Raw genomic sequence first — 10,634 nt, forward strand, 5'->3', positions numbered from 1 at the left:
CAATAAGCTTCTGGCTTGAATGATTCAAGCTGAAAAATTATCTGCTTGATGAAGCTTGCTCCGATTACGATGGCGGTCATGACCACCCCGGAAGCCCACGCCATCGCCGAGCGCCGGCTCTGCGGCCTGGTGAACGGCCTCGCCCGCCGGATCGCGGACCATGTGCGCGACCGCGCGGGCACGCTGGACCTCACCGCGCCCCAGGCCACGGCCCTGCGGGAGCTGTCCGGCCCGATGACGATGCGCGAGCTCGCCGACCGCATGGCCTGCGAGCCCTCCAACGCGACGTTCGTCATCGACAAGCTGGAGGGCCGCGGGCTCCTGGAGCGCCGCCCGCACCCCACGGACCGGCGCGCCAAGCAGCTGGTCCTGACGGAGGAGGGCGCGGCCCTGCGCGAGCGGCTCATGGAGCTCCTCGCCCGGGAGTCGCCGCTGGCCGGGCTGTCGCAGGAGGAGCAGGACGCCCTGCAGGGCCTGCTGCACAAGGCCGTCAGCCACACCTGAACCACTCCTGAGCCGGAAGACGGCGCCGGGCCCGTACCCCTGTGGAGAGAGGTACGGGCCCGGCGCCGTTCGCGGCCGCTCACGCCGCCACGGCCACCTCCGCCTCGGCCGGCTGCAGGGCCAGCGCCAGGACCTGGCGGACGTCGGAGACCGGGTGGACGTCGAGCTTCGCCAGCACCTCGGCGGGCACGTCGTCCAGGTCGGGCTCGTTCCGCTTCGGGATGATCACCGTCGTCACGCCTGCCCGGTGCGCCGCCAGCAGCTTCTGCTTGACGCCGCCGATGGGCAGGACCCGCCCCGTCAGGGACACCTCGCCGGTCATGGCCACGTCCGGCCGCACCCGGCGGCCCGACAGCAGCGACGCCAGCGCCGTCGTCATGGTGACGCCCGCGCTCGGGCCGTCCTTCGGGACGGCGCCCGCCGGGACGTGCAGGTGGACGCCGCGCTCCTTGAAGTCGCCCACCGGCAGCTCCAGTTCCGCGCCGTGCGAGCGCAGGAAGGACAGGGCGATCTGCGCCGACTCCTTCATCACGTCACCCAGCTGGCCGGTGAGGGTCAGGCCCGCGCCACCCGTCTCGGGGTCGGCCAGGGAGGCCTCGACGAACAGGACGTCGCCCCCCGCGCCCGTGACCGCGAGCCCCGTCGCCACGCCCGGCACCGCGGTGCGCCGCTCGGCGGGGTCCTGCGCGGACTCCGGGGTGTGGTGCGGGCGCCCGATCAGCGGGCGCAGCTGCTCCGCGCCGATGGTGAACGGCAGCTCCTGCTCACCCAGTTCGTGCCTGGCCGCGACCTTGCGGAGCAGCCGCGCGATCGCGCGCTCCAGGTTCCGCACGCCCGCCTCGCGGGTGTACTCCCCCGCCAGCCTGCGCAGGGCCTCGTCCTCCAGCGCGACCTCGCCCGGCTCCAGGCCCGCGCGCTCCAGCTGCCGCCGCAGCAGGTGGTCGCGGGCGATGACGACCTTCTCGTCCTCGGTGTAGCCGTCGAGGCGGACCAGCTCCATGCGGTCCAGCAGGGCCTCGGGGATGGCCTCCAGGACGTTGGCCGTCGCCAGGAAGACGACGTCCGACAGGTCCAGTTCGACCTCCAGGTAGTGGTCCCGGAAGGTGTGGTTCTGCGCCGGGTCCAGGACCTCCAGGAGGGCCGCCGCCGGGTCGCCGCGGAAGTCCGAGCCGACCTTGTCGATCTCGTCGAGCAGGACGACCGGGTTCATCGAGCCGGCCTCCTTGACCGCCCGTACGATCCGGCCGGGCAACGCGCCGACGTACGTGCGCCGGTGGCCGCGGATCTCGGCCTCGTCGCGGACGCCGCCGAGCGCCACGCGGACGAACTTGCGGCCCATGGCGCGGGCGACGCTCTCGCCGAGGCTGGTCTTTCCCACGCCGGGCGGGCCGACGAGCGCGAGCACCGCGCCCCCGCGGCGCCCTCCGACCACGCCCAGCCCCCGGTCGGCGCGCCGCTTGCGCACCGCCAGGTACTCGGTGATCCGCTCCTTCACGTCCTCCAGGCCCGCGTGGTCGGCGTCGAGGACGGCCTTCGCGCCGGGGATGTCGTACGCGTCCTCGCTGCGCTCGTTCCAGGGCATCTCCAGGACGGTGTCCAGCCAGGTGCGGATCCAGCCGCCCTCGGGGCTCTGGTCGGAGGACCGCTCCAGCTTGCCGACCTCCTTCAGGGCCGCTTCGCGGACCTTCTCGGGCAGATCGGCGGCCTCGACGCGGGCGCGGTAGTCGTCGGACTCGTTCTCCGGGTCGCCGCCCAGCTCGGCGAGCTCCTTGCGCACGGCCTCCAGCTGGCGGCGCAGCAGGAACTCGCGCTGCTGCTTGTCGACGCCCTCCTGGACGTCCTTGGCGATGGACTCGGCGACGTCCTGCTCGGCGAGGTGCTCGCTCAGCCATCCGACGGCCAGCTTGAGCCGGGCCACCGGGTCGGCGGTCTCCAGGAGCTCGACGCGCTGCCGGATCGTCAGGAACGGCGAGTAGCCGGCGTTGTCGGCGAGCTGGCCCACGTCCTCGATCTGCTGGACGCGGTCGACGACCTGCCAGGCGCCGCGCTTGCGCAGCCAGCTGGTGGCGAGCGCCTTGTACTCCTTGGCGAGCTCGGCGACGGCGCCGGGCAAGGGGTCAGGGGTGATCTCCTCCATCGCGGTGCCCTCGACCCACAGTGCGGCCCCGGGCCCGGTCGTCCCCGCGCCGATGCGCACCCGGCGGACGCCGCGGATGAGCGCGCCGGGGTCGCCGCTGCCGGAGAGCCGCCCCACCTGATCGACGCTGCCCAGCGTGCCGACGCCCGCGTAGGTGCCGTCGACCCGCGGCACGAGCAGCACGAGCGGCTTGTCGCCGCCCCGCGCGGCGGCCTGTGCGGCCTCGACGGCGGCCCGCACCTCGGTGTCGGACAGGTCGAGGGGCACCACCATGCCGGGCAGGACGACCTCGTCGTCGAGGGGCAGCACGGGCAGGGTGAGCGGTGTGGACGTCGAAGCCATGATCTCCCCTTAGGCAGGCAAGTTGAGCTATGCCGACTCAATGCGCGGGGCGCCCCGGATGTTCCCCGCCCCGCGTTCGCTCTGAGCGATCACCGGGAAGGCCGGGCGATCACCCGCCCTGGCTGAGTGATCACCCGTCCGGAAGGTTGAGTGATCGCTGCGACCCGGCTGAGTACGGGTGCTCATGCCCGCGCCACCGGCCCCGGCGGACGATCCGTGCATGACACAGCAGCACCAACGCTCCCGGCGGCGCCGGAATGCCCTCGCCGCGACGGCCGTGGGACTGGCCATGGCCGCAGTGGCGGCAGGCGCGATCGGGTTCGGCCGCTGGCTCGACGGCGCCTGGCAGGGCACCCCGTACCCCGTGGCGGACCCGGCGGCCACGGCCCGGCGCCTGGACGGGCACACGCAGGCCCTCTACGACGCCCTGGGCCTGCCGCGGGCCGGGCTGGCGGAGGACTGGCCCGGAGACGGCATGCACGCCGGCCTGTCGTCCTGCCCGCGCCGCGGGCTGCGCCACTTCCCCGAGGGGCTCAGCGACAGCCCGCCGAGCGAGCCCGGGGTCACCACCGTGAGCGAAGACTGGGCCCTGAAGGGGGTCTCCCCCGCCCAGGCCGGGCCCGCGCTGGAGCGGGCCCGGGAGCGCATGACGCAGCGGGGCTGGAAGGTCACCGACTACGAGCACTCCGGCCCGCGGCTGTGGCTGCGCCTCACGCACCCCGGCACCGGGGACTCCCTCTCGGCCGAGGCGTACCCCGGCGACCGGCTCGGCGTCGCCGCGTACGCCGATTGCGCCCGCTACCCGTCGGACACGCCCATGGACCTCTACGACAAGCCGCGCCTGCCCGCCCGGCAGGCCCCCGCGCCGCTGCGTCAGGCGGCCGTCCCCGGGAACGAGCGCCGGTAGTCCGTCGGGGTCACCCCGAACTGGAGGCCGAAGTGGCGCCGCAGGTTGGTGGCCGTGCCCAGGCCGCTCAGTTCGCTGACGCGTTCGACGGACAGGGCCGTCGACTCCAGGAGCGACTGGGCGCGGGCGAGGCGCTGGGTGAGGAGCCACTGCAGCGGGGTCGTGCCGGTGGCGGCGTGGAGGCGGCGGAAGAAGGTGCGCGGGCTCATGCCCGCGCGGGCGGCGAGGTCGTCGACGGAGAGCGGGCGGTCGAGGTGCTCGCGGGCCCACTGCAGGACGGGGGCGAGGCTGTCGTCGTCGGCATCGGGCACGGAGAGGTCCACGTACTGGGCCTGTCCGCCGGGCCGGTGCGCGGGCACCACCAGGCGGCGGGCGAGCTGGTTGGCGACGTGGGCGCCGAGGTCGCGGCGGACGAGGTGGAGGCAGAGGTCGAGCCCCGCGGTGACGCCGGCGCTGGTGAGGACGTCGCCGTCGTCGACGTAGAGGACCGAGTCGTCGACGTGCACGCGCGGGTGGCGGCGCGCGAGGGCCTCGGTGTGCATCCAGTGGGCGGTGACGCGGCGGCCGTCGAGGAGGCCTGCGGCGGCGAGGGCGAAGGCCCCGGCGCACAGGGAGACCATGCGGGCCCCGGAGTCCGCGGCCCGGCGCAGGGCCTCCAGCAGTCCGGCCGGGAGTTCGCGCTCGCCCTCGATGCACGCCTCGGGCACCGACGGCACGATCACCGTGCCGGCGCCCTCCAGCCCTTCCAGGCCGTAGGAGGTGCGCAGCGTCAGCCCGAAGGGCCCGGGCTGCGGCTCGCCGCCGCCGACGGAGCACACGCGCAGGTCGTACCAGGGGTCGGCGAGGTCGGGCTGCGGGATGCCGAAGACGGTGCAGACCACCCCCAGCTCGTACAGGTCCCACAGGGGGACGTCGTCGTCGATCACGGCCACGGCCACGGTTCCGGCGCTCATGATCGACACCCTAGGCGAGCTGGCAGGAATTTTTCGGAGTGCGTCAGTCCTGCCACTGTCGGGCCGCGCGTGCCGGTGCGAGGCTGATCGCACTTGATCAACTTCTGTGACACACGGGGAGAAACCACCCATGAAGGTGACCGTTCTCGGCCTGGGTTCGATGGGTACGGCCCTGGCCGGCGCCCTCCTGGAGGCGGGCCACGAGACCACCGTCTGGAACCGCTCGGCGGGCAAGGGCGAGGCCCTCGCCGCACGGGGCGCGGCGCGCGCGGCGACGGCGGCGGAGGCCGTCGGGGCGAGCCCGCTGGTGCTCGCCTGCCTGTCGGACTACGACGCCGTGCACGGCGTCCTCGGGCCCCTGGCGGAGGAGCTGCGCGGCCGCACGCTCGTCAACCTCACCTCCGGCTCGCCGGAGCAGGCCCGCGCGAGCGCCTCCTGGGCCGCCGGCAGCGGCATCGGCTACCTCGACGGGGCGATCATGTCGACGCCGCCCGGCATCGGCAGCCCGCAGGTCATGCTGCTCTACAGCGGCTCCTCGCAGGCCTTCGCCGAGTACCGGGAGACCCTGGCGAGCCTGGGCGACCCCGTGGACCTCGGGGACGACGCCGGCACCGCCTCCCTCTACGACACGGCCCTGCTCGGCATGATGTGGGCGACGCTCGGCGGCTGGCTGCAGGGCGTGGCGCTGACCGGCGCCGACGGGGTGGACGCGGTGACGTTCACCCCCGTCGCCGTCCGCTGGATGACGGCGGTGAACGGCTTCATGAGCACCTACGCGCCGCAGATCGACGCGGGGGTCTACCCCGGGGACGACGCCACGCTCGACGTCCACCTCGCCACGATCGAGCACCTCGTCCACGCGAGCGCCGCGCGCGGCCTCGACCCGCGGCTGCCGGAGCTGTTCCGGGCCTTCGTCGGACAGGCGGTCGCGGCCGGCCACGGCGGCGACGGTTACGCCCGCCTGATCGAGACCGTCCGGGCGGGGGGCCGGGCATGACCACGCTCGTTCACGAACCCGTACGGGAGGCCGCCGCGCCGCGCACCGCCGCCGGCTGGGCCGCCCTGGTCACCGACGCGGCCGACCACTGCTCGGCGGTCCTCGAAGAGGGCGCCGGCCTCGACTGGTCGCGGCCGGCCCGTGGCCTGGAGTGGTCCGCGGCCGCGACGCTCGACCACCTCGCCCTCGGCCTCGTCGGCTACGCGGGCCTGCTCACGGCCCGCCCCACGGACCGCTACGTCGCGCTGTTCGCCTCGCTCGACCCCGAGGCGCCGCTACCGGCCCGCCTGGAGGGCATCCGCATCGCTGCGGCGCTGCTGGCCGCGACCGTCCGCGGCGCGGACGAGAGGGTCCGCGCCTGGCACCCGTGGGGCCACTCCGACGCGCCCGGCTTCGCCGCCATGGGGGTGACGGAGATCGTGCTCCACACGGACGACATCGCGCGCGGCCTCGGCCTCGCCCCCGTCTTCCCCGGCGGCCACAGCCTGCCGGACGAGCTCTGCGCGCCCGCCGTCGAGCGGCTCTTCCCGGACGCCCCGCCCGGCCGCTCCCCCGCGCAGACGCTGCTGTGGTGCACCGGCCGGGCGGCCCTGCCGGGCCTGCCGCGGCGCACGGACTGGGCCTGGGACGGCACCGTCCGCGGCTGACCCGCCCCTCGCCGGCTCCTTGTCGCGCAGCAGGCCCCAGCAGGCCATGCCGGTGAGCAGGGCGATGGGGTGGCCCCAGCTGGCGAGGGGGTCGGCGAACTCGACGAGGTCCTGGGCGCACATGAGGAAGGAGATGCCCAGGACGGTCCACTTCGCGCGCTGCCCCAGCAGCCCGGCGAGCGCGCCGATGCAGGCCATCACGCCGAAGCTGATGCCGTAGTCGAGGCGGTGCAGCGAGGCCTCGGGCAGCTGCCCCGCGGCCACGGCGCCCGCGACAGGCAGCTCGGTGGCGAGGGTGGCCAGCACGTGGCCGAGGAGGAAGACGCCGGCGGTGCGGGCCCCGCCGGTCCGGCGCTCCAGCGCGGAGACGACGAGGACGAAGACGATCCCGTACAGCGAGTACAGGCCGCCGGCTATCCACAGGGCGCTGGCCAGCAGGACGACGAGCGGCTGTTCGACCAGGTGCGCGGCGTCGGTGCTGGACTCGCGCAGGAGCTCGTTGACGGTGGCCTGGTCGCCGTAGTCCGTGTAGATCGCCGTGGCCAGCAGGACCAGGCCGTAGAAGAACGTGAACGGCGTGCCGAGGGGGGTGGGCAGCGCCCGCAGGATCCGGCGGGGCGCCGGGGCTCGGAGAGCTCGCCGCCGGCGCCGCGGGGGTTCGCCGTCGGGGTCCACCACACTCACTCGGCCAAGCCCCTTCCTCGCGGGGTCCGTCGCGGCACCCGGCGGAGCGAAAAGCGATCCCGCTCCCGCTCCCTCCGACATTAAGGTCCATCGAGGGCAGGCGAATCAACCGCAGACCGTGACTCCCGTCACGCACCTCAACCCCGCAGCCGCCTGCCGCGTCCGCCGAGTACCGACCGACACGGAGGCCTCCGATGACCGCCCTCCAGCGCGACCCGTACGACTACGACACCGGCGGGCGGCCCGTCACCGTGGACCGCCGCGAGGGCCCGTACGGCGAGGTCGTCCTGCGCCGCCGGGGCGCCGGGAGCCGCGCCGTCCACGAGATCATCGCGAACGGCTGCTTCCTGATGGACACCTCCGACGGGCGCTCGGAGCGGCTGCTCGTGGACGCGGCCCTGGCCGCCCTCCCCGAGGACCGCCCGGGGCCGTCCGTCCTCATCGGCGGGCTCGGCGTCGGCTTCTCGCTCGCCCGGGCCGCGGACGAGCCCCGGTGGGGCCGGATCACGGTCGTCGAGCGGGAGCCGGCGGTGATCGGCTGGCACCGGGCGGGGCCGCTCGGCGCGATCTCGGCCCGGGCCCTGGCCGACCCCCGTACGCAGATCGTGGAGGACGACCTCCTGCGCCACGTGCACACCGCCCCGGTGCGCTACGACGCCCTGTGCCTGGACATCGACAACGGCCCCGGCTGGACCGTCACGGAGGGCAACGGCGGCCTCTACTCCCCCGCCGGCCTCACCGGCTGCCGCGAGCGCCTGACGCCCGGCGGTGTGCTCGCCGTATGGTCGGCCCAGCCGTCCGCCGCTTTCGAGAAGGCCCTCCGGAATGCCGGTTTCGAAGGGGTACGGACCGAAGAGATCGCGGTTGCCCGGGGCGTACCGGACGTAGTGCACCTCGCGCTACGTGCCGCGTAGCCGTCGCCCGCCACCTGCCCGTACCCTGCTTGCCACAGCTGAAGAGCCGGCAGAGAACGACGCGACGGAAAGACGCTAGGGGCGGGGCGCGCATGGAGCAGACACACATCGGCCCGAACGGTGCCGCAGCCTCCGCCGGGGCGCAGCGCCGTGTGCTGGTGGTCGAGGACGACCGGACCATCGTCGACGCCATCGCGGCGCGGCTGCGGGCCGAGGGCTTCCAGGTCCGCACCGCGGGCGACGGGCCGGCGGCCGTCGACACCGCCGAGGCGTGGCAGCCCGACCTGCTCGTGCTCGACGTGATGCTGCCGGGCTTCGACGGCCTGGAGGTGTGCCGGCGGGTGCAGGCGCAGCGTCCGGTGCCCGTCCTGATGCTCACCGCGCGTGACGACGAGACGGACATGCTGGTCGGTCTCGGCGTCGGCGCCGACGACTACATGACCAAGCCGTTCTCGATGCGCGAGCTGGCGGCCCGGGTGCACGTGCTGCTGCGGCGCGTGGAGCGGGCGGCGCTGGCCGCGCACACCCCGCGCAGCGGCATCCTGCGCCTGGGCGAGCTGGAGATCGACCACGCGCAGCGCAGAGTCCGGGTCAGAGGCGCCGACGTGCACCTGACGCCGACCGAGTTCGACCTGCTCGTCTGCCTGGCGAACACGCCGCGCGCCGTCCTCTCCCGCGAGCAGCTGCTCGCGGAGGTGTGGGACTGGGCCGACGCCTCGGGCACCCGCACGGTCGACAGCCACATCAAGGCGCTGCGCCGGAAGATCGGCGCGGAGCGGATCCGTACGGTGCACGGCGTCGGCTATGCACTGGAGACCCCGGCGGCATGACCGGCGGCACGGCCGGCCCCGGGGGCGGCACCGGCCAGGGCGCGGCACGCGGCGGGGGCCAGGGCAGACGGGCCCGCGAGGCCGAGCGCGCCATGGGCGCGGCGACCCCGGCGGGCCTGGGGGGCCGCGTCTGGGAGGCGCTGCGCCCGCTGGACCCCTACCGGTCGGTGAAGGCGGCGCTGGGCGCCCTCGTCATCGGCTCGGTGGTCATAACGACCTTCCTGGTCTTCGTCGCGATCCACTCGGCGACCGAGCTCCGGGTGATCACCGTCTTCTCGATCATCGCCTCGCTGCTGATAACGCAGTTCGTCGCGCAGGGCCTGACCGCGCCGCTGGACGAGATGACCGAGGTGACCCGCGCGATGGCGCAGGGTGACTACACGCGCCGGGTGGGCGCCGGGCGGCGGGACGAGTTCGGGCACCTGGCGAACGCCTTCAACCGCATGGCGGCCGACCTGGAGGCGGTGGACACCCACCGCAAGGAGCTCGTCGCCAACGTCTCGCACGAGCTGCGGACCCCGATCGCGGGCCTGCGGGCGGTCCTGGAGAACGTGGTGGACGGGGTGTCGGCCGCGGATCCGGAGACGATGCGGACGGCGCTGCGCCAGACCGAGCGGCTCGGCCGCCTGGTGGAGCAGCTGCTGGATCTGTCCCGGCTCGACAACGGGGTCGTACCGCTGCACGCGCGGCGCTTCGAGGTGTGGCCGTATCTGGCGGGCGTCCTGAAGGAGGCGAGCATGGCCAACGGCTCCGGCTCCTCTCCGCACGCCCGCAAGGACGTGCATCTGCACCTGGACGTGTCCCCGCCGGAGCTGACGGCCCACGCGGACGCGGAGCGGCTGCACCAGGTGGTGGCGAACCTGGTGGACAACGCGGTCAAGCACAGCCCCCCGCACGGGCGGGTCACGGTGCGGGCGCGCCGGGGCGAGGGGCCGCAGTCGCTGGCCCTGGAGGTGCTGGACGAGGGCCCGGGTATCCCCGAGGCGGAGCGGCACCGGGTCTTCGAGCGGTTCAACCGGGGCGGCTCGGGCCAGCAGGGCCCGGGCACGGACGGCGGTACGGGGCTGGGGCTGGCCATCGCCCGCTGGGCGGTGGATCTGCACGGCGGGAGCATCGGGGTGGCCGAATCCCCGCATGGGTGCCGCATTCAGGTCACTCTTCCGGGCGTACCGCGCGATCACGTTTGACGTATGGTCGGTGGCGGAGGCACACATTCGAGGGAGTGTGGGGCGCGCTTGAGCGAACCCTGATACCCCTGGGACCAGCAGAACCCCGTGTGTTTCCCGCCAAGTCATGCCCCGAAACCCCGGAGCGAATGTGACTTGCGCGACTGCTGGCCCGGGTGGCCTGCATCAACCCTGCAGACAGGCGTAGCCTTTATTCCCGCTGTCCATCACCTTGTGAAGCGGAAGAGGGCGGTTGCCGCCGTGTCGCCACAGTCCCCCAACACCTCGAGCATCTCGACCGACCAAGACGGGCAGGGTAAGAGCCCTGCAGACGTCTTCGGTCCCAATGAGTGGCTCGTCGACGAGATCTACCAGCAGTACCTCCAGGACCCGAACTCGGTCGACCGAGCCTGGTGGGACTTCTTCGCCGACTACAAGCCGGGCACTGCGGCGGCCGCGCCGCCGCAGGAAGTGATCGAAGCCGCGGGCGGCCCCGCCCCGGCCGCCACCACGCCCGCGGCGCCCGCCGCCCCGGCCCAGGCCGCTCCGGCCG

At 74.1% G+C, this 10,634-nt stretch carries 10 protein-coding genes; 7 read left to right on the top strand and 3 right to left on the bottom strand.

What is annotated here, in order from left to right; genetic code table 11:
• Positions 1 to 78: 78 nt before the first annotated feature.
• Positions 79 to 504, top strand: coding sequence for a MarR family winged helix-turn-helix transcriptional regulator (locus tag IE241_RS14920; RefSeq protein WP_190022180.1), 426 nt, complete (start codon positions 79 to 81; stop codon positions 502 to 504).
• Between the two features lie 79 nt (positions 505 to 583).
• Here IE241_RS14920 and lon read toward each other — a convergent pair whose 3' ends face one another.
• A complete protein-coding gene (gene lon / locus IE241_RS14925) occupies positions 584 to 2,983 on the bottom strand; it encodes an endopeptidase La (RefSeq protein WP_190022181.1) in 2,400 nt (799 codons plus the stop codon).
• Positions 2,984 to 3,203: 220 nt separating this feature from the next.
• On the opposite strand from lon, the gene IE241_RS14930 reads away from it, so the two are divergent.
• Positions 3,204 to 3,890 carry a hypothetical protein gene (locus IE241_RS14930; protein ID WP_190022182.1) on the top strand — a complete coding sequence of 229 codons (687 nt, stop codon included), beginning with the start codon at positions 3,204 to 3,206 and terminating at the stop codon, positions 3,888 to 3,890.
• Here the strand turns inward: IE241_RS14930 and IE241_RS14935 are convergent.
• Positions 3,857 to 4,828, bottom strand: a complete 972-nt coding sequence (locus tag IE241_RS14935) for a helix-turn-helix domain-containing protein (protein ID WP_444545148.1) — start codon at positions 4,826 to 4,828, stop codon at positions 3,857 to 3,859. The genes IE241_RS14930 and IE241_RS14935 overlap by 34 nt on opposite strands.
• Positions 4,829 to 4,973: 145 nt before the next feature.
• Here IE241_RS14935 and IE241_RS14940 point away from each other — a divergent pair, with 145 nt between their 5' ends.
• Positions 4,974 to 5,840, top strand: a complete 867-nt coding sequence (locus IE241_RS14940; RefSeq protein WP_190022184.1) for an NAD(P)-dependent oxidoreductase — start codon at positions 4,974 to 4,976, stop codon at positions 5,838 to 5,840.
• Between the two features lie 275 nt (positions 5,841 to 6,115).
• Here the strand turns inward: IE241_RS14940 and IE241_RS34805 are convergent, their stop codons facing one another.
• Entirely contained in the window at positions 6,116 to 7,171 is a 1,056-nt protein-coding gene (locus tag IE241_RS34805; protein WP_190022185.1) for a rhomboid-like protein, read from the bottom strand.
• Positions 7,172 to 7,365: 194 nt separating this feature from the next.
• Here IE241_RS34805 and IE241_RS14950 point away from each other — a divergent pair, with 194 nt between their 5' ends.
• The 4 genes from IE241_RS14950 to IE241_RS14965 form a co-directional block, all read left to right on the top strand.
• On the top strand, positions 7,366 to 8,085 hold the full coding sequence (locus IE241_RS14950; protein WP_190022186.1) for a spermidine synthase family protein: 720 nt from the start codon (positions 7,366 to 7,368) through the stop codon (positions 8,083 to 8,085).
• Between the two features lie 92 nt (positions 8,086 to 8,177).
• A complete protein-coding gene (locus tag IE241_RS14955) occupies positions 8,178 to 8,915 on the top strand; it encodes a response regulator transcription factor (protein ID WP_030366311.1) in 738 nt (245 codons plus the stop codon).
• A 92-nt stretch (positions 8,916 to 9,007) separates the two neighbouring features.
• The gene (locus IE241_RS14960) at positions 9,008 to 10,102 is read left to right on the top strand and encodes a HAMP domain-containing sensor histidine kinase (RefSeq protein WP_190022230.1); all 1,095 of its coding nucleotides are present in this window, start codon (positions 9,008 to 9,010) and stop codon (positions 10,100 to 10,102) included.
• Positions 10,103 to 10,342: 240 nt separating this feature from the next.
• Positions 10,343 to 10,634 (top strand): 2-oxoglutarate dehydrogenase E1 subunit family protein (locus IE241_RS14965; protein ID WP_190022187.1); only part of this gene is annotated, 292 nt, incomplete at its 3' end.

The sequence above is a fragment of the Streptomyces hiroshimensis genome (genome assembly GCF_014650335.1).
GTDB classification, from domain to species: Bacteria; Actinomycetota; Actinomycetes; order Streptomycetales; family Streptomycetaceae; genus Streptomyces; species Streptomyces hiroshimensis.